This window comes from Gluconobacter oxydans DSM 3504 (genome assembly GCF_000583855.1).
Lineage (GTDB): Bacteria > Pseudomonadota > Alphaproteobacteria > Acetobacterales > Acetobacteraceae > Gluconobacter > Gluconobacter oxydans.
The window spans coordinates 1490416-1509778 of sequence record NZ_CP004373.1; the positions used below are offsets into that span (position 1 = coordinate 1490416).

19 protein-coding genes are annotated in these 19363 nt (G+C 60.9%); 8 read left to right on the forward strand and 11 right to left on the reverse strand.

Translation table 11 applies throughout. From position 1 onward, the window contains the following. Positions 1-5 precede the first annotated feature (5 nt). The 9 genes from GLS_RS06670 to GLS_RS06710 form a co-directional block, all read right to left on the reverse strand. Positions 6-1319, reverse strand: coding sequence for a cytochrome c (locus GLS_RS06670; protein WP_041111643.1), 1314 nt, complete (start codon positions 1317-1319; stop codon positions 6-8). Further along, positions 1316-3094, reverse strand: coding sequence for a GMC family oxidoreductase (locus GLS_RS06675; protein ID WP_041111644.1), 1779 nt, complete (start codon positions 3092-3094; stop codon positions 1316-1318). The genes GLS_RS06670 and GLS_RS06675 overlap by 4 nt, the downstream gene beginning before the upstream one ends. Position 3095: 1 nt before the next feature. Further along, on the reverse strand, positions 3096-3806 hold the full coding sequence (locus GLS_RS06680; protein ID WP_041111645.1) for a gluconate 2-dehydrogenase subunit 3 family protein: 711 nt from the start codon (positions 3804-3806) through the stop codon (positions 3096-3098). A gap of 138 nt (positions 3807-3944) precedes the next feature. Further along, positions 3945-4763, reverse strand: coding sequence for a hypothetical protein (locus tag GLS_RS06685; protein ID WP_041111646.1), 819 nt, complete (start codon positions 4761-4763; stop codon positions 3945-3947). A 19-nt stretch (positions 4764-4782) separates the two neighbouring features. Continuing rightward, a complete protein-coding gene (locus GLS_RS06690) occupies positions 4783-5742 on the reverse strand; it encodes a hypothetical protein (RefSeq protein WP_041111647.1) in 960 nt (319 codons plus the stop codon). Continuing rightward, entirely contained in the window at positions 5739-6668 is a 930-nt protein-coding gene (gene hslO / locus GLS_RS06695; RefSeq protein WP_041111648.1) for an Hsp33 family molecular chaperone HslO, read from the reverse strand. The genes GLS_RS06690 and hslO overlap by 4 nt, the downstream gene beginning before the upstream one ends. Next, on the reverse strand, positions 6668-7696 hold the full coding sequence (gene argF / locus GLS_RS06700; RefSeq protein ID WP_226986532.1) for an ornithine carbamoyltransferase: 1029 nt from the start codon (positions 7694-7696) through the stop codon (positions 6668-6670). The genes hslO and argF overlap by 1 nt, the downstream gene beginning before the upstream one ends. Then, positions 7618-8814 (reverse strand): aspartate aminotransferase family protein, encoded by a 1197-nt coding sequence (locus GLS_RS06705; RefSeq protein ID WP_041111649.1) that lies wholly within the window; start codon positions 8812-8814, stop codon positions 7618-7620. The genes argF and GLS_RS06705 overlap by 79 nt, the downstream gene beginning before the upstream one ends. Before the next feature lie 168 nt (positions 8815-8982). Next, positions 8983-10572 (reverse strand): D-aminopeptidase, encoded by a 1590-nt coding sequence (locus tag GLS_RS06710; RefSeq protein WP_041111650.1) that lies wholly within the window; start codon positions 10570-10572, stop codon positions 8983-8985. Between the two features lie 66 nt (positions 10573-10638). On the opposite strand from GLS_RS06710, the gene GLS_RS06715 reads away from it, so the two are divergent. The 8 genes from GLS_RS06715 (at position 10639) to GLS_RS06750 (ending at position 17488) form a co-directional block, all read left to right on the forward strand. Further along, entirely contained in the window at positions 10639-11253 is a 615-nt protein-coding gene (locus GLS_RS06715; RefSeq protein WP_041111651.1) for a regulatory protein RecX, read from the forward strand. Between the two features lie 3 nt (positions 11254-11256). After that, the gene (locus tag GLS_RS06720) at positions 11257-11745 is read left to right on the forward strand and encodes a CHAP domain-containing protein (RefSeq protein ID WP_193363797.1); all 489 of its coding nucleotides are present in this window, start codon (positions 11257-11259) and stop codon (positions 11743-11745) included. A 70-nt stretch (positions 11746-11815) separates the two neighbouring features. Beyond that, a complete protein-coding gene (locus tag GLS_RS06725; RefSeq protein ID WP_011252794.1) occupies positions 11816-12070 on the forward strand; it encodes a twin-arginine translocase TatA/TatE family subunit in 255 nt (84 codons plus the stop codon). Continuing rightward, complete coding sequence (locus GLS_RS06730) at positions 12070-12696, forward strand: methylthioribulose 1-phosphate dehydratase (RefSeq protein WP_041111652.1); 627 nt, start codon at positions 12070-12072, stop codon at positions 12694-12696. Before GLS_RS06725 ends, GLS_RS06730 begins: the two co-directional genes overlap by 1 nt. 2 nt (positions 12697-12698) lie before the next feature. Next, a complete protein-coding gene (locus GLS_RS06735; protein ID WP_041111653.1) occupies positions 12699-13265 on the forward strand; it encodes a 1,2-dihydroxy-3-keto-5-methylthiopentene dioxygenase in 567 nt (188 codons plus the stop codon). A gap of 9 nt (positions 13266-13274) precedes the next feature. Next, positions 13275-13958, forward strand: a complete 684-nt coding sequence (mtnC, locus tag GLS_RS06740) for an acireductone synthase (protein ID WP_041111654.1) — start codon at positions 13275-13277, stop codon at positions 13956-13958. Continuing rightward, entirely contained in the window at positions 13955-14878 is a 924-nt protein-coding gene (locus GLS_RS06745) for a bifunctional riboflavin kinase/FAD synthetase (protein ID WP_041111655.1), read from the forward strand. Before mtnC ends, GLS_RS06745 begins: the two co-directional genes overlap by 4 nt. A gap of 210 nt (positions 14879-15088) precedes the next feature. Further along, positions 15089-17488, forward strand: coding sequence for a TonB-dependent receptor (locus GLS_RS06750; RefSeq protein WP_041111656.1), 2400 nt, complete (start codon positions 15089-15091; stop codon positions 17486-17488). On the opposite strand, the gene GLS_RS06755 is transcribed toward GLS_RS06750, so the two are convergent. Further along, on the reverse strand, positions 17466-18260 hold the full coding sequence (locus GLS_RS06755; protein WP_041111657.1) for a tetratricopeptide repeat protein: 795 nt from the start codon (positions 18258-18260) through the stop codon (positions 17466-17468). The genes GLS_RS06750 and GLS_RS06755 overlap by 23 nt on opposite strands. Next, complete coding sequence (locus GLS_RS06760; RefSeq protein WP_226986533.1) at positions 18260-19231, reverse strand: TraB/GumN family protein; 972 nt, start codon at positions 19229-19231, stop codon at positions 18260-18262. Before GLS_RS06760 ends, GLS_RS06755 begins: the two co-directional genes overlap by 1 nt. Between the last annotated feature and the right edge of the window lie 132 nt (positions 19232-19363).

Here is a 19363-nt window from a genome sequence, read left to right on the forward strand (position 1 = left end):
GGCGTTCAGTTCAGTGAGACTGCATCATCTGCCATATCTGGTGGGGGCATGGTCTTGCTGAACTGTCTGACGTCTTCTGCTGAAACAGGAGAGGCGTTGTTGCCCCAGGCATGGCGGATGAAAGTCACGACATCGGCAATCTGCTGATCGGTCAGTTTGTGACTGAAAGCGGGCATCGTGATGGAAGAGGGCGCGGCTGTCATGGCAGGAAGGCTTGCGCCCTTCTGAACGATGTGAACGAGAGACACAGGATCGCTCTGCATCATGACAGGATTGCCAGCTAAAGGCGGAAAGACGGCCGGATAGCCTTTTCCATCAGTCCTGTGACAGGCTGCACACCGGTCGACATAGATGCGGGCACCGCGTGAGGACAGATCCGCTTTGTGAAGCTGGTCGGTGATCGTGGGATCATACGTCCATGGCGTCTGTGTCTCGTCGGCGGGGGACAGACTTTTGAGATAATGTGCGATGGCGTGCAGGTCGCTGTTGGTCAGTTTCTGTGTGCCGTGCAGAACGGCCGAGGTCATGGAGCCGAAAACGCTGCCGGTGTTCGAGCGGCCGGTCCTGAGGAATGAAACGATGTCCTCCTCACTCCAGCGGCCCAGGCCGGTCCGGTTTTCCTGACGGAGTGATGGTGGCGTCCAGCCATCTACTGGCGCCCCACCAGCCAGATAAAGGCTGCCGTCCTGCGCAGTCAGGGCTTTTTCCTGCATTGTGATGGCGCGCGGGGAATGGCAGGCGCCGCAATGAGCCGGCCCTTCCACGAGATAGGCGCCCCGCGCAAGCAGTGGGTCGGTGAACTCTTCTGCTGTGCTGGCGATGGCCTTATGGGGCGTGGGAGCAAAGGCCCAGCGCCAGAAGGTCAGAGGCCAGCGAATAGAAAGTGGCCAAGAAATTTCGTTCCTAGGCGCTGAAACCGGCACAGCTTTAACGCCCTCCCTGAAATAGACAAAAAGAGCGTGGATATCGCTATCTGTCAGTCGGGCGTAGGACGGAAAGGGCATGGCAGGATAAAGTGTCGAGCCATCCCGGCGGATGCCTTGTCGCAACGCCTGTCCGAACTGGGCTTCCGTATAGCGGCCGATCCCGTGATCGGGATCCGGAGTGATATTGGTGGAATAGATTTTTCCCATTGGCAGGGAAAATGATACACCTCCGGAATACTCCGGTTTGCCATGAACGGAATGACAGGCCGCGCAGTCGGAGGCTGCGGCCAGATAGCGTCCCTTTTCTATAATGGCGTTGTCAGAGGCCTGCGCTGTGGCTTCTGCTGTGAGACCTATTCCCAGAAAGCAGGCGATGACCAGCGGCCACTTCATGCTTTCACCAGGGGGCCAGGGGACTTCAGGTAGGTCGTCCGGATGTGATGTGCGGCCCAGTAGGCCAGAGCGGCCACCATTCCCGTTGGATTATAGCCCATTCCTTGCGGGAAAGCGTTCGATCCGATGACAAAGACATTGGGCACATCCCAGCTCTGGAGATAGCGGTTGAGCGTACTTGTCTGGGGATTGTCTCCCATGATGGCGCCGCCTCCCAGATGGGTGGTCTGATAATTGCGGGTGTCAAAGGGCTGCCCGGCATTGAGATGAACCAGATTCATCTTTGTTGCCCCCATCGCGCGGGCGATGGGCTCGATCCTGCTGACGACATACTGGTTCATGCGGATATCATTGTCTTTCCACGTGAAGGTCATGCGAAGCAGTGGCTGCCCGTAAGCATCTTTCCAGGTCGGATCGAGATCCAGATAGACATCCCGATACGCCATATTGCTTCCATGGGCATCAATACCCAGCGAATGCTTGTAGGTATTGATCAGGGCGTTCTTGTAGGCAGAGCCCCATCGTGGTGTTCCGCCACCACCGGCGCCTATAGCGGCGGCGATGGGTTTCACACCCGCCTGATTGACCCAGACAGGCGATCCCCCCACAAAACCAAGCGGCCCATGGTCGAAATTCATGCTGTTGAAATCGTCAATGGCGACACCGGCCCCGCCGGCCCCGACGAATTGGTTGGTGTAGGTCGAAGAGGGAAGCCAGATGCGCGAGGATGTAATGGTCTGATAGACAAAATTGCGTCCGACCGTCCCGGTATTGCTGACGGGATCGTAAGGTTTTCCAATTCCGGAAACCAGCATCAGATGAACATTGTTGACCTGGAATGCCCCCAGGATCACCAGATCGGCAGAAAGGGACGTTTCCTTCCGGCTCTTTGTGTCCAGATAGGTTACCCCGGTTGCTTTTGTTTTTGTGCTGTCGAGATCGACCCGCAGGACATGGGCATTCGGGATAAGGGTAAATCCTGGGTCCTGCCGCAATGCGGGCAGGATATTCACGTTAGGCGAGGCCTTGGAATACAGATAGCAGTCATAGCCGCTGCAATAGCCGCAGAAATTGCATGGCCCCATCTGACAGCCATAGGTGTTGGTGTATTGTCGTGATGCGTTGGCAGCAGGCAGGGCATAGGGATGATATCCCGCATTTTTCGCAGCATCGCGGAAGATCGATGCTGAAAAGGTATCCTTCATGGCTGGGAGTGGAAAGTTATCGGAACGATCCGGAGAAAAAACATTTCCGTTTCCGACGATTTTTCCCTGAACCTTGTACGCTTCCCCGGACGTGCCAAAGACCTTTTCCGCCTTGTCGAAAAACGGTTCGAGTTCTTCATAGGTGACGCCATAATCCTGAAGGTTCATGCCTTCGGGAATGAATTTCTCACCGTAGCGTTCGATCACGGAGCTCCGCAGTCTCAGATCTTCGGGGGCAACGCGAAAATGCACTCCCGACCAGTGCAGGCCTGCGCCGCCCACGCCTTCTCCGGGCAGAAAGGCTGCGAGCTGACGGTAAGGCAGTGCCGTCTGGTCCATTGTATTGCGGATCGTCACTGTGGACTGGGACAGGTTCTGGAAAAGGCGCTTGCGCACGGCGCCGCGCAGTTCATCAATCGATTCCGGATAGGCGCCTTCGACGGGTGTCGTCCGCTCGGGGCCACGTTCCAGCATGATGACTGACAGTCCGGCTTCGGTCAGTTCCTTGGCCATGATCGAACCGGCCCAGCCAGCGCCAACGATGACTGCATCGACATGTGTCCTGCCCATCTTAAGCGGTCTCCCCTGAAATGGAGACCGGCGCGAGGGGATAGGGAGCGCCTTCCTGATTGACCCAGTCCATGAAATCCGCCCTGGCGCCAGGGAAACCCAGCATGATCCAGCCGCCAAGTCCCCGGTTGCCGCCGTAAAGTGGATCGGCGAAGGCGCCTTCAAGTGTATTGGTCCGGAGCTGCTCGAAAAAGACGCGGCCCGGGACTTCGCCTAGCTGGACCGATCCCCCTTCCAGCGCCGTCAGAATTTCATCCTGCTGCACCGGCGGGAGGTCTGCAAAGCCTTTGCCGTAATGTTGTCGGGTGTAGTGCTCAACGCCTGCGATGCCCTTGCGATACAGGTCGCGCGGTACAAACGGGAGCTGATATCCCAGATTGGCTGGCCCCTGCTGGAAGGGGCCGGACATGTACCAGTTTTCCCCCCGGGCATAAGGGGTCTGCATCTGACGGTCGATGAATTCCGCCACCCCCAGCGCTTTTGCGCCCGGCCCGTTATCGTCAGCAGGAAAGAGGCGCTCGCTGGCTGCCTCTACAAACCGGTATTCCATCGCATCGAAAAAGGTGGGCTGATAGGGATGGGCTGCCTCAGCCGCCAGCGCTTCTGTCCATGAGGCATTTCCCGAAGCCATCCAGAATGATGTGGTCCCAAGAAGCCCCTTCACGAAACTGCGGCGGAGCGGACGGTTCAGTGTCGGTTCCATGGGGGGCACAGGTTTCTCCGGACAGTAGAACCAGAAATGACAGAAAATCTGGAAACGGTCATTTTACAAAAAGGATGCCCTCTCCCTAACGAAGGCAGGCGCAGTTCACCAGACATGTGCTCATCACAACATGACGAGAGGCGTAAATCAGTGCGTTTCAGTGCTGTCTGTTGAGGGAAGCTTCAGTGTTCCGGGCTGTGGCGAGTGCTGGGTGGCTGTCGTTGCCGCCTCGGTGTCGGATCCTGTGGGGAAAATGGCGTCCGGCGCGCTCGGAGCGGCAGCGGGTGCTGCTGCCTTTTCGGATGTGGCTGATCCTGTGGAAGTCTCTGTAGAAAGTGCCGGTGTTGTCGGGGCAGTGGCCACCGGTTCTGTTCCAGGTGCTCCAAGTGTCTGCTGCTGGATACCGCCATTGACGAGCGGAGTTCCGGCAGCATCCGTCATCCAGGAAAGGAGCTTCTTGCGGATCTGGAATTCCAGTTCCACGTTCATGTCCTGCATCATCTGGCTGGTAAGGGTATAGAGTTCCTTGCGCGAGGTCGGATCCCGGTCTCCCGCATCCAGCTTGTGGGTGATGCGCGCATGGACGAAACCGGTATGCTGGTTACCGGCATCCGCGACGTTGAGCTGTACGTCCATGGCGCCAGTTACCACTTTATCGCCTGCCCGGTTCAGATAGGCCTGCTTGATGATGAAGTCGGCCTTGCCGGAGGTTCCGCTGGCTACCAGACGCTGGTTTGCCATGGCCTTCAGGGCCTGGTCCGGCGCAACGGGGGCCTTTGCCGATAGTGAGTCCGGCGCAGCGGGAGCTTCATCCTGCACGTCAATCGACGCTACGTTGAGATGGATCTGGGACAGATAGCTGTAATCAAGCGGAGGAAAGGTCTGGTCCGCATCTCCATCGGAGCATGCCGCCACGCCAAGGGACAGCACCAGAGCACTCAGACCAGTCCAGTAACGTACGCGCATATCCTGTCTCCTGAAGGCGCTACAGACGACCGAAAAGGGACTTGAGTCGACTTTTCAGCCCCTGTCTAGACGCTTGAGGGGGGGCAGCGGAAGCCGATTGTTCCACTGGGAGCGGCGAGGGAGCTGGCGCAGCCGGTGGGGGCGGGGAATTTTCGTCCGAGGGTTTCGGGCGCAGGCCGGACGCCTGTCCGACACCGAAATCCTCGGCTCTGAAGGGGCGCGCCTCGCGGATCAGCGCTGCGTGTTCGGGATGGCGTGCATACCAGCTCAGGATCAGTCCCGGGATCATCGCGCCGCCCGGATCATCACTAATGAGCAGCGGGGCATCGGGATAATAGAAAGAGGGGCGAAGGGCCGGAAGAGCGTTGTTCCAGATCAGGTAGAAAACCGTATCGGCTTCCTGAAAACGGCTGACACTCAGAGGTCCCGTCTGGAACGTGATCTGTGCCAGCAGAGGGAGCGCTGTGAAGGGCGAAGAAACGATCAGCGGGCCGTTTCCGCGCTGGGCAGCCAAGAGGGCCGTTATCCGGTTTGCGCCGATTTTGCGTCCGTTCGGACATGGTAGTGGCTCACCGCTATCTGCATGGCCTGATGGCAGAAGGAGTGTATGGGGTGCATATCCTTCAAGCCACGAACCGGCCAGCTCGTTCACGGCAATTTCAGGCAGGCTCTCGCAGGAGGGGCCGGTCTGGTCGGGCAGGGGAGAGCCCAGAACTCCTGATGCCAGCGGCCAGAACACCGGATCCATGGCGGTCAGAAGGCGTTTCCGCAAGGCGGGATCCAGCGCCAGAATATGGCTGGCACGATAATTTTCGCCTTCAAGCCACCAGCAGGCCTGCCGGCTGGTGCTCGCTTCAGCAAACACCACAACGCTGAAATCATCCGCTACAGGCGCCCGGCTGAGGGGCGCCCAACCGGGATAAAGCTGCTCGACCGGAAAGCCATCGAGCTTTACGTCATCAAGCAGAGGTAGAGTCATGCAGAGCGTGCTCCAAGTTCATCGCGCGTGAATCGGAAACCCACGTTGCAGAATTCACAGTTCATCGTGATGGCGCCATTTTCGACCATGTGATCGAGGTCGTCATCAGGGAATGTCTCCAGAACGGATGCGAGCCTTGCCCGGTTGCATCGGCAGCCATAGGCCAGCGCGCGCGGAGTGCCCAAACGGACATCCAGCGTACCAAAAAGCCGATGGATCAGCCGCTCGTGCGACAGGTCCGGATCAAGGACTTCCTGTTCCGTCACTGTGTCGGCCAGCGTGCAGGCGGTTTCCCACGCATCTTCATCCTGTTCGGTGGTCTCGATGCCGCCTTCGGCCGCAATCCGTTCCAGAACCAGTGCACCGGCCTTCCAGCCGTCAGCCGATTTCGCACAGAACAGCCGGATCCAGCAGTCATGCTGCTCGCTGGTCTGGAAATAGTTCATCGCCATATCGGCGAGCGTCGTGCCCGTCAGGTCCACGATGCCCTGATGCCGGTCCATGTCCGGCCCCTGGTCGATGGTGAAGGCCATGTAGCCGTCGCCTAGAAGCTCCTTGGCGGTGGCGGGCAACGCCTCGCGATTGGCATCTTCACGCAGACGCGCGAAAAACCGCAGATCCCCGCTATCTGTTGCATCCGCCACTAGCATGGAAACCGGCCCATCGCCCTTGACCTGAAGGGAGAAGGCACCTTTGAACTTCAGGGCCGAAACCATGGCGGCTACGAGTGCCAGAGCCTCGCCGCCAAGCCGGGAAACGGCATCGGGATTGTCGTGACGCGACAGGATGGCATCCGCCAGTGGTCCGAGCCGCACCAGACGGCCCCGAACCGGCGAACGTTCCAGATAGAACGGCATGACACCGCCCGAAACGACCATGTTCGGAACTTCAGGCCGGTTCGTATCAAGAAAGGGGGGTGTATCCATCAGCCGTTTTCTTTCCCCAGGGCCCAGAGCAGCAGGCCCTTCTGCGTGTGAAGGCGGTTTTCCGCCTCATCAAAGACAACGGACGCCGGGCCTTCAAAGACCTCGGACGTCACTTCCTCTCCGATATGGGCAGGCAGGCAGTGAAGGAACAGGGCATCGGGCGCAGCTTTTGCCATCAGGGCCCTATCAACCTGATAGGGCTGGAACACCTTGAGCCGCTTTTCGCGGTCCTTGTCTCCCATGCTGACCCAGGTATCCGTCAGTACTGCATCAGCCCCGGCCACAGCTTCTGCAGGGTCCCGGAAAATCTCGATTGTCGCGCCATGATCCCGTGCCCACGCCACGGCATCGGGGTTGGGAGCAAAGCCTTCCGGCGTTGCCAGGTGGACCTTGAAGCCGAGAAGGGCCGCGCCTTCCATCAGGGAGGTAGCGACGTTGTTGCCATCCCCGATCCAGGCCAGCGTTTTGCCGCGGATCGGCCCGCGATGTTCCTCGAATGTCAGGACATCCGCAAGAATCTGGATCGGATGGGAAACCGGCGTCAGGCCGTTGATGACCGGCACCGAACTCCACTTCGCTAGTTCGCGCAGATTGGCGTCATTGCCGGTCCGCAGCACGATCACGTCCAGAAAACGCGACAGGACACGGGCCGTGTCCGCCACGGTTTCGCCCCGGCCAAGCTGCATGTCGCCCGGTGAAAGTACGGAAACGGACCCGCCAAGCTGTCCCATCCCCACCTCGAACGACACGCGGGTGCGGGTCGAAGGCTGGGCCAGGATCAGGCCAAGACTGCGGCCTTCCAGCGGGCGATCGGGATGCAGGGGCTGTCGGCGCCCGTTCTGCAGGGCTTTGACTTTCGCTGAAAGGTCGATGACCTGCCGGATGACCTCGGGGCTGAAATCCCGCAAATCCAGGAAATGTCTTGGAGTCAGGGTCGCTGCTGTGGTGCTCACGATGCGTTCTCCTGCGTTGCAGGGGCTTTCAGGGAGTGAGCCGCCTTCACGAGCCTTTCGCAGGCTTCGCGGCATTCGGCTTCCGTCACGATCAGCGGCGGGACGAGGCGCAGCACGTTGTCCCCGGCGCTGACCGTCAGAAGCTCCTGATTCAGTGCGGCCTGCATGACGTCCGCGACCGGCGGCACGCAGTGCAGTCCCCGCATCAGCCCAATCCCGCGGACATTGTCGAAAACACCTTCAGACCGGCTCACGACATCTTCCAGCATCTTCCCGAACGCGTCGCCGACGCTCCGGACATGTTCCAGAAAACCGGGGCTCAGGATTTCTTCCAGAACGGTCACACCCGCCGCACAGGCCAGCGGATTGCCGCCAAAGGTCGTCCCGTGTGAGCCCGGGGTCAGATGCCGCGCCACCTCTTCCGTCGCAAGAACGGCGCCGAGCGGGAAGCCGCCACCGATCCCCTTGGCTACGGAAATCACGTCCGGACGGACGCCATACCATTCATGTGCAAACAGCTTGCCCGTCCGCCCCACGCCGGTCTGGACCTCATCAAAGCCCAGATACAGCCCGAATTCGTCACAGACGGCGCGGAGCCCTTCCATGAATTCGAGGGTTGCGGGCTTGATGCCGCTCTCACCCTGAACGGGTTCGACGACGATACCCGCCGTGTGCGGCGTGATGGCGTCCCGCAGAGTGTTGGTATTGTTGAACGGCGCATGGTCGAAGCCCTCCACCACAGGGCCAAAGCCCTTGAGGTAGGCGGGATTGCCCGTCGCCGAGATCATGGCCAGCGTCCGGCCGTGAAATGCGCCGTTGAAGCACAGGATGTTGGTCCGCTCCGGATGCCCGTTCTCGAACTGGGCGCGGCGGATCATCTTGACCATGCCTTCATTGGCCTCCGCACCCGAGTTGCAGAACAGCACCGAGTCCGCAAACGTGTTCTGCACCAGCAGTTCCGCCAGCTTCTCGGCCTGGGGGATCCGGTACAGGTTCGAGACATGCATGACCTTCGCGGCCTGTTCCGCAATGGTCTTCACAAGCTTCGGATGGGCATGTCCCAGCGAGGTCACGGCAATACCGGCCCCGAAATCCAGATATCGTCGCCCGTTCGTCGCCGTCAGCCAGACGCCTTCGCCCTGCTCGAAAGCAAGGTCGGCACGTTTGTAATTCGGCATCAGCGCGGGGATCATGATGGATCTCTGAATATCTGGTTGAAAACGAAACGGTTTGTGCGGAATCGCAAAACCCTGCTCTGGTTGCCCGGAGCAGGGCTTCAAGTTCCACACCCCTATAGTGAAGGGCAGAAAGGGGTTCCGTCAAACCCCGACGCAACAGAATGTCCCGGTTAACCCGGCAGATCAGACCCGCTGATACATTAGATCCCGCGCCAGCCAGCACCCGACCCGCACCGCTGTCACGCTGCCGCCCTGACGCTCGAATGCCAGTGTCCAGTCTCCGGGCGCCGTATGATCCAGCGCCCGGGGGCAGGGCAGAACCCAGACATCCTTTGCCAGGCGCTGGAGCATTTCCATCCGGCCATCGCCCAAGATTCCAGAGAAACCGCCATAAACCACGCCGCCAGCCAGTTCGATGGTCACTTCGGCCTCGTCCAGTTCCTCGCAGCGATAGACACCGGCCAGTTCGGTAATATCCTCGCCGGGCGTCTCATCACAGCGGGCGAGGATGCTGGTGCGGTTCTCGCCCGGACGTTCCATCACGGCTTCCGCGCCCTCCGCAGTCTCCTGCGCGTTCACGACGACCGATCCGGCCTCGACGCGCGTGGCTGAAATGCCTTCCAGAAGCTCCGGCACCATCAGATAGCGCAGCTTCGCCCCACCGGGCGCGGGTTCGATTCGGGCCGAGAGTCCCGTCTCCCGTTCCAGATAGGTGCCATACAGTGCTGTCGGCTGCTGCGTGCTCCGCTCAGGCTCGTAGGGCACACCCAGAGCCGCAGCCAGGATCTGCGCCGAGGCAACCTGCGCCGCGCTCATGTGATTGAACATTACCACGACGGACAGACGCTCGGATGCGACATGCAGCCGATGGGACCGCCAGCCGCGCAGGGCGCCCCCATGCATCGTGACGTCCCGGCCGAACATCTTGGTCCGCTGCAGCCCGAACCCGTAAGGCGCAGGCTGTCCGTCGCTGAATGCCACCGGAACGGTCAGGCGCCGGTAAAGACTGTTCGGAGCGTCGCGCGTCTCGTCAATGAAGCGCTCCCAGGCAATCATGTCATCCAGCGAAGCGCCGAGTCCGGCATCTCCCGTCCACCAGATGTTGTTGATGGCCGGGCGGAATCCGCTCTCCACGGTTCCTTCGTAGCCCACTGTTCCATCCGGCATGGCACGTGTTTCGGCGGCAAGGATTGCGCGTTCCATGCCGACAGGATTGAAGATCGACGTCTGGAGCAGTTCGGCGAAGCTGCGTCCCGTCCGGTCCTGAAGAATGTCGGAAATCAGCCGGAAGTTCTGGTTCACATAGGAATAGGACGTTCCCGGCTGGAACTGGAGTGTCCGCGTCCCGTCAATGACGCGACGGGCTTCGCGGTCGCCGAAATACCCTTCGATGGGCGCGCCATGCAGCATCGCCACCGCCCAGTAATCCCGCAGGCCGGACTGGTTATGCGCCAGATGCAGCATTCCCGGTGAGGGCTCATCCAGTTGCGGCAGGCGCGCATCCACATCTGCGTCCAGTTCGGACGGATCGTCATACAGGTCCAGCAGCGTTCCGCAGGTGAACTGCTTGGTGATGGAGCACATGCGGAACAGCGTGGAGGGTGTGAACGGAATGCGACGTTCCACATTCGCATAGCCCCAGCCATGCCGGACCAGAACCTCTCCGTCCTTCAGAACGGCCACGGCCCCGCCGGGACCGGGAAAGCGGGCAGGGAGGGCGGAGACGGCCGCTTCAAGACGGGCAGCCAAAGGGGCAGAAAATGAATCGCTCATGCCGGGAATGATGGCTCCAAGGCGTCTTGCCGTAAATGCCTTTCACGCCGCATACTCCGAAGCATTATGGAGGACAGTCCCGCCCCGCCACCCGTTCCGGATGCAGCGTCCCTGCGTGAAGTGGCGCTGGCGCATCTCGCCCGCTTCGCCACAACCGAACAGGGCCTGCGTCAGGTGCTGGACCGTCGCCTGCGCCGCTGGGGCGTGCGCGCTTCCCGGGCGGGTCTGCCGAACGAAGACATCGAATCCGCTATTGCATCCCTGCGTCCCGCCATCGACGGAATCGTCGCATCCATGACCGATCTCGGTGCCGTGGATGATGCCGGCTACGCCCGCAACCGCGCGCTCAGCCTGACCCGGACCGGTCGCTCCCGCCGGGCTGTTGAAGCCCATCTTGCCAACAAGGGCGTGGATCAGGACACGACCCGCGAAGCCCTCAACGACTCGCTCGGCGAACGCTCGGACAGCAGCGCGCAGGAAGCGGAGCTCGCCGCCGCCCTCGTTCTGGCCCGCAAGCGCCGCCTCGGCCCGTTCCAGAGACCCGACCGCGAAGAGGAAGATCCGCTCAAGGCACTGGGCGTCTTTGCCCGCAACGGTTTCTCCCGTGATGTCGCGCAGAGCGTGCTCGACATGGACTCCGATGAGGCGGAAGACCGCATCATCGCTTTCCGCAGTCTGTAGAAGATGACGATGCCCCGCTTTTTCCGCTGCCTGCCGCTGGGCCTTCTGGTCGTCCTGGCGGCCTGCGGCAACCGCTATGAATACAGCCGCGCCAGCTTCAACGGTCCGCTGCAATGCGCACCTTACGCCCGCGAGCGCACCGGCCTGAAACTGAGCGGAAGCGCCGCCTCATGGTGGGGACAGTCCGCCGGACGCTATGCTCATACCCATACGCCCCGACCCGGAGAAGTCCTGGTCTTCCGCGCCACGTCCCGCGTGCCCAGCGGCCATGTTTCCATCGTGCGCCGGCAGGTTTCGGACCGCACGATCCTCGTTGACCATGCCAACTGGGAACCCGGTCGCATCGACCGTGCTGTCCCCGTGACGGATGTTTCCGCCCGCAATGACTGGACGCTGGTGCGCGTCTGGTGGGCGCCGGTTCACAGCCTCGGAAAGCGCGCTTATCCGACCTATGGCTTCATTTCATCGCACGACAGTGACGACGCTTCCTGAGAGGAACGCTTGCACAATCGCCCAAGCCTTGCCACATGATGGTGGCCTTGGCTTTTCGGAGTAATACATTATGGGCAGCATGAGCCCCGTTCACTGGCTGATCCTGGCGGTCGTCCTGCTCGTCGTGTTTGGCGGCGGCGGCAAGATCAGCGGCCTGATGGGAGACTTCGCGAAGGGCATCAAGTCCTTCAAAAAGAACATGGCCGACGATGAATCCATGACCGCGACGGACGCCACGCAGGCTCCGGGTCACATCTCTCCGCCGAACCAGAATCCTGGCTACAGCCAGACGACCAGCAGCGAAACGCACCGCAACCAGGTCTGATGCAGAACCTCAAGGTTGATGAAAGCTGGGGCAATGCCTGCCGTCAGATCGTGCAGGCTGGCCAGCGGATGGACCAGCGCGGCTGGGTTCCGGCCACGGCGGGGAATCTGTCCTGCCGCCTGCCGGACGGTCGCATCGCGATCACGCGCTCGGGTGGCCACAAGGGTTTCCTGACGGACAGCGACGTCATCGAGATTACCCCCGATGGTGTTCCGGTCGATCCCGCAAACCGTGCCAGCGCGGAAACGCTCCTGCACACGCAGCTTTATGCGCATGATCCCGCAATCGGGGCCGTGCTGCATGGTCACTCCGTGGCTGCGACCATCCTGTCCATGGATGAACCCTCCGACGCGATCATGCTGGCAGGCTATGAGGTCCTCAAGGTGTTCGAGGGCCAGACGACCCACGATACCAGCCTCGAACTGCCCCTGTTTCATAACGATCAGGACATCGCGCGTCTGGCTACGGTCGTCGCACCAAAGCTCGCGGACATGCGTCTTGGCTATCTGATCCGCGGCCATGGCGTGTATGTCTGGGGCAAGGACATGTTCACGGCCCTGGCCCGTCTCGAAGGGCTCGAGTTCCTGCTGGCCTGCGAACTGGCCCGTCTGCAGAAGAAGGCCTGATCATGAGCCGTCTGACCGTCTATCGCGACGATGCTCCCGATACGATTCTGCTGGACGTCACCACGCCCGGCGAGATCGCAGAGACCCTGCGCCCTCACAACATCCGCTTCGACCGCTGGTCCGCTCCCGTCACACCGGCGCCCGACGCGCCGGCAGAAGAGGTGCTGGACGCCTATCGTCCCTATCTCGATACGCTGATGGGTGAGACAGGTGCGGGCAGTGCGGATGTGGTGCGGATCAACGCGTCCACGCCGAACCTCCCCGAGCTTCGGAAAAAATTCCTGTCCGAGCACACCCACAGCGAAGACGAAGTCCGCTTCTTCGTGCATGGGCAGGGGGCGTTCGTCCTGCATATCCGCGGTCGCGTCTATTCCGTCCTGTGCACACAAGGCGACCTGATCTCCGTTCCCGCAGGCATTCCGCACTGGTTCGACGCCGGGCCGTCCCCGGATGTCGTGGCCCTGCGCGTCTTCACCGATACGACCGGCTGGATCGCGCAGTATACCGGCGATGACATTGCCAACCGTTTTCCGGCCGAAGTGCCTGCCGAAGCCTCCGGCAACTCCTGAAAGTCTCCCATGATCCGTCTCGTTCTGCTTGATATCGAGGGCACAACCCTGCCGATCTCTTTCGTGCGGGACGTCATGTTTCCCTACGCCGCGAAAGCCCTCCCGGCCCTGATGCAGGACCATACGAACCCGATAGTTATGGGCGCCCGTGCAGATATCGTCATGGAGCATCCGGGGCAGGACCCGCTGAAGGTCTGTCAGGACTGGATGAAGACGGACGTGAAGGCCGTACCCCTCAAGACGCTTCAGGGCCTGACCTGGCGTCAGGGTTTCGAGGACGGCACCCTGAAGGCGGATCTCTATCCCGATGTCCCGCCCGCTCTGGAAGCATGGTCAAAGGGTGGTCTGCGTCTGGCTGTCTACTCGTCCGGCTCCATCCCGTCCCAGAAGCTGCTCTACGGCCATAGCGAACAGGGTGATCTGACGCCGCTGTTCGAGGATTTCTTCGATCTTTCGACCGGCGGAAAAAAAGACGCAGCCTCCTATGAAAAGATTACAGCCGCTGTCGGCCTGCCCGCACACGAAATCCTGTTCCTGTCCGATATCGGCGCCGAACTGGACGCTGCCCAGAGGGCAGGGCTGACCGTCTGTCAGCTCGTTCGTGAGCAGGACGGCACTGTCCCCCATCCGGGCGTACCGCAGGCCCCAGACCTCAACGCCGTCTCCACCCAGTTCGGCCTGCCCGTCGCATGATCCTGCATACGGACTGGCGCAATATTCCTGCCTCTGCCCGCAATACGGTTGCGGCCCTGGGCAATTTCGACGGCGTGCATCGCGGGCATGTCCATCTGCTCGATACGCTGCGGATGGCACGTCCCGATCACCCACTTTCGGTCGTCACTTTCGATCCCCATCCCCGCACGCTGTTCCGCCCGCAGGATCCGCCGTTCCGCCTGATGCTACCGGATGTCCGCGCCGCTGCTCTTGGTGAACAGGGCGTGGATCATGTCTTCCAGATTCTGTTCGATGCGGAGTTTTCCCGTCTAAGCGCCGATCAGTTCGTGAACGACGTGCTGGTGAACGGCCTTGGCGTGGCGCATGTGGCCTGCGGAGCGGATTTCGCGTTCGGCCACCGACGCACCGGCAATATCGAGCGGCTTGAAACCCTTCTGGCACCCCATGGAATCGGTCTGACCATCGTGCCCCAGCTTTCCGATGAGGGCGGTCCGATCTCCTCAAGCCGCATCCGTCGCCTGCTGCAGGAAGGTTATCCCGAGCGCGCGGCGCAGGAACTTGGCCGTCCCTGGAGCATCACCGGTCCCGTCATGCACGGAGACCAGCGTGGACGCCTCCTCGGTTTCCCGACTGCCAACATTCCCCTGACCCAGCATGTCGAACCTGCACGCGGCGTCTATGCCGCGCGCGTCACGTTGCCGGATGGCCGGGTTATTCCCGGCGTTGCGAATATCGGCCGTCGTCCGACCATCAATGACGGTCAGGAAAGCCGGCTCGAAGTCCATCTCTTTGATTTCAACGAGGACCTGTACGGCCAGATTCTCAGTGTCGCCCTGATCGCCCTGCTGCGTGAGGAAAAGCGGTTCTCCGGTCTGGACGAACTCAAGACCCAGATCGCCGCAGATGCTGCGCAGGCCCGGTCCATCCTGGGCGCCTGACGTCCCCGGTTTTTCCCTTTTTCAGCGCCGTCAAATCCCCTTTTCCGGTCCGGGAAAGGGGTTTTTGTTACGTATCGTTCTGTGTCATTTATGCCACGCTTCGACATGGAGAATGAGAATCTTTCGCAATGTTGCTGAATCTGTATTGAGAATTAGTCGCATTAACTCTTTAAGGACAGCATCCGTTTTCGTTTGCAGGATCGTGATCCGATGTCGTCCAGAACACCCCGCCACCCTCTGGGTCCGCTATCTCTTGCCGCAGGGCTGACGCTCGTCTGTTCCGCCGCACACGCACAGGGCGACACCCGGCATCATCACAAGGCCCGTCGTCACCCGGTTCCCAAAAACGACGCAGCTAGCGCCCAGACGCCCAAGGCCCTTCCGCCGAAAGCTCCTACATCGGGATCTGCTCTAAAAACGGCGGACAACAGCATCGTCGCAACGCCTGAGGAAACCGAACATCTGCAGGTCATCGGCTCTCCGATGAACACGTTGCAGACCCCCATCGGCATTGGCCGGATGCCCGAAGACGTCATGCATACGCCGCAGACGATCAACGTCGTGCCCAAGCTCCTGATGGAACAGCAGAACGTCAAATCGCTCGACGAGGCCCTGCGCAACGTGCCGGGCATTACCGCGTCGGTCGGTGAAGGCGAGGGCGGCATGGCGGGGGACCAGTTCCTGATCCGCGGTTTCCAGGCGCAGAACGACATCTATGAGAACGGCCTGCGCGATTTTGGCGTCTATACCCGCGACAGTTTCGATTACGACCACGTTTCGGTCATCAAAGGGCCGTCTTCGGAAGTCTTCGGGAATGGCACAACGGGTGGCGCCATCAACATCACCACCAAGGTCGCGCATCTCGGGGACAGCTACAGCGGCGGCTTCTCAGGTGGGTCGGGCGCCTATTATCGTGGCACGCTCGATTTCAACAAGCAGATCGGTGACTCCACGGCCATCCGTATCACGGGCATGGGCAACGAGAACAACACGGTCGGCCGGGACAATGTCTTTTCCCATCGCTGGGGTATTGCACCGTCCATTGCCTTCGGTCTGGGCAAGCGCACGACCTTCACGCTGGAATATTTCCACCAGACGGACAACCGCGTGCCGGATTATGGTGTGCCGGTCGTCACCAAGCCGGGAACGCGCGTTGCAAAGCCACTGACGGAATATGGCCTGAATCGCAACAACTGGTACGGCACGACCTATGATCAGGATGCGTCGAATGTGGACATGCTGACGGCGCGCCTGAAATTCGACCTGAACAAGAACATCACGTTCTACAACGATGCGCGTGGTGGCATGTACAGCCGGTACTTCTCCGCATCACAACCGGGCTGCGATACGACCTGCGCTGCCGAGTATTTCACTGATCCTGAAGCGGCGACCATCAACCGGCGTGGCCATCTGGGCGGTCCGGAGCCCTATCAGCAGAACGACTGGTCCGTGCAGGATGTGTTCTCGGGCATCGCGAAGTTCTCGACCGGCAGCATCCGTCACCAGATGATCGCCGGCGTCGATATCTCGCATGTCTATGACCGTCGCACGAACTACGCGTACAATTTCAACGGGCAGAACGGCACGAAAACTGACACGACAAGCCTGCTCCACCCGTCCGCCACCCAGCCGGGTCTCCTGCTCGGATCGCTGGGTCAGTACAGCGGAAATCTCGTGAACATCTCCGGTGTCGGTCATGCCATGTACAAGACGGGCGATGCCACCGATGTCGGCGCGTTCTTCTCCGAACAGATGTGGCTGGCACCCTGGTTCTCGATCCGTGGCGGCTTCCGCTGGGATCACTGGGACAGCCACTACTCCGCCAATGGCGGAACGGCCGGCGCCGGCGTGTCTTACGGACAGACACAGGATACGTTCAATCCGACCGTCAGCCTGATGTACACGCCCAACAGCAACATCATGGTCTATTTCAACTGGGCCCAGTCCACCACGCCGCTGGGCCTGTACGTGACGAACAGCTCCGAACCCCTGAAATCCACGACGCAGGGTTTCAGTCCCGAACGCAGCAGTCTTTACGAACTGGGTGCGAAGTATAACGCCTTTCACGGTCGCATGGGCTTTACGGCGTCCGTGTTCCGTCTGGAAAAGGGCAACGCCCTCATGACCGACCCTTCGACGGGGGATGTGTCTTCGTCCAGCGATCGTCAGCGTAACCAGGGCGTTGAACTCAGCGTTTCGGGCGAAATCCTGAAGAACTGGACCATGATCGGCACTTACGCCTATTACGACGCCACAACCGTCTCGTCCCTGACGGCGGCTGATGTCGGCAAGCGCATCCAGTACGCGCCGAAGAACTCCGCTACCATCTGGTCCACCTACACGATCGCGCCGAACCGCCCGTGGAACGTCACGTTCGGTGGTGGTCTGACCTGGCGTGATGGTGTCTACCTGAACGCCACCAATACAGCGGCAGTGCCCGCCACCGTGGAATGGGATGCCGTGATTTCCCACAATTTCGGCAAGCACTGGCGCGTCGCCATGAACGGCTACAACCTCGACAACCGGCTGAACTACAGCAACCTGTTCAGCGACCGTGCCACCCCGGCTGTCGGCCGGTCCTTCCTCTTCAACCTTTCGGCGAATTACTGACCGAAACAGCCGCGCCTGACGGAGAAATTCCCATCTCCTTCAGGCGTTTGCGCACCCGCTCCAGCAGGTCCGCGTCGCTTTTTGGGCCCAGCGTCGTCAGTTTCTGGTCCATCGCCAGCAGAATGTCGGACGTCGCATCCACGACGGCCTTGCGCCACCAGCCCAGCGCCTCATCGATCTTCCCGGCATCCACAAGCGCCGTGGCATGATTGTGCTGCCCCCGGTAATCGCCGCCTTCCGCTGATTTCCGATACCAGTCCAGCGCTGCCGCCCGATCCTGCGGCACAACCCATCCTTCTTCCAGAAACCGCGCATACAGGTTCATGGATTTTGCATGGCCGTTATTTGCCGCGGTGCGGAACAGGTCCAGCGCCCGCGCCAGATCTGTCTCCATGCCGATCCCGCGCATGGTCATGATACCCAGATTGTACCGGCCCCATTCGTCTCCAGCCGCCGCGGCAGCTTCATAACAGCGCGCTGCCTGCTGAAGGTCCTTCCCGCAACCCCAGCCAAACTGGAAGCACCGTCCGCGCATGTTATGCCCTGGTCCGAACCCGGCATTGGCCGCAATCGTGAACCAGTCCAGCGCTGCCACCGGATCACGCGGAACATACACGCTGTCCAGCAGCACCTGCCCCCACTGTACGATCTGAAGGTGCTGTCCCTTGAGCGCGCCCTGCCTGATTTCCTCGATCTGCGGTGGGAGGACAGGAGGCTCGGGACGGCGGGTGGGCGCTTTGCGGCCCAGGAATTTCTGAACGATCCGTTTCATCAGAGTGCGGGTACGATCTGCTGGACCTCGAACCCGTCCTTGCGAAGCAGGGCGGGCAGCCCCTTCGGCCCCGCCATGTGCAGGGAACCCACGGCTGCGAACAGCGATGTCCCGCTCTCATGGATCTTCTCGATTTTCTGCGCCATGCCGACATTCCGATCATCCAGAAGCCGCGTCATGAAGCGTCGCTCCTGCGCGGTATTCAGGCAGTCGCACCAGTCCTGATAACGATCCAGCCGTTTCACGTCGCTCGCTGCCCACATCTCCGCCAGATGCTGGTTCTCGCCCTGCGTCTTGCCGGAAGACACGCCCTTGACGATGTCATCAATGAACGCGTCCTCATCCGCAGCGTCCGGACCGATCAGCAGGTCCCGCTGCATCTGCACCGTCTCCAGCCCGATCAGTGGCTTTTTCAGACTGCCCGCCATGCCCTGCAGAACGCCATCCACAGCATAATCCGGATAATATCCGTTCTGGCGTGACGCCAGGGATTCGACGCCTGCCGCCTCCACGCCGACCGCCACATGTGCGAATGCCGCGCTGGGCACGCATTGCTGGTCCATCAGCGCATCCACTTTCGCCTTGCGCCCCGATTGTACGAGATGTGCCCATCGGGCGGGATCTTCCGGCTGGCGCAGCGTGGTGGCCGTGTCCGGGGCATTCAGATCAAGCTCAAGGGCGACCTCGCTGCTGTGCAGGATCGCGGCACGTGTCAGGGGGCCGGGCAGCAGCCAGTCCTGTTTTGCGATATGCAGCGTCCCATACAGCCAGGACGAGTGACCGTCCTTCGTCACTTTCCACAGGAAGCCCCGGTCCGGTGCCGTCTGGAACATCTGCGCCATCCGGGCCTTGTCCGGCACGCTTGCCGCTGCCGGGCAACGGGGCGCCTGCGCGTGTGCGGCCATGCTGAACCCCGTACAGACACCCAGAACGGCTCCTGCAAAAGACTGGAAGAGACGAAGTGCGTTCACGGTTCTGCCTTCTGAAAAAAGCGCCATATTGCCCATCATCCGCGAGTCCCGCCGCCCCGGCAACCCGCTTTGGGGCAGCCCTGCATTGCTGCCGCCTTTAACGCGGACTTGACCGGATTGGCTCGCGATCTC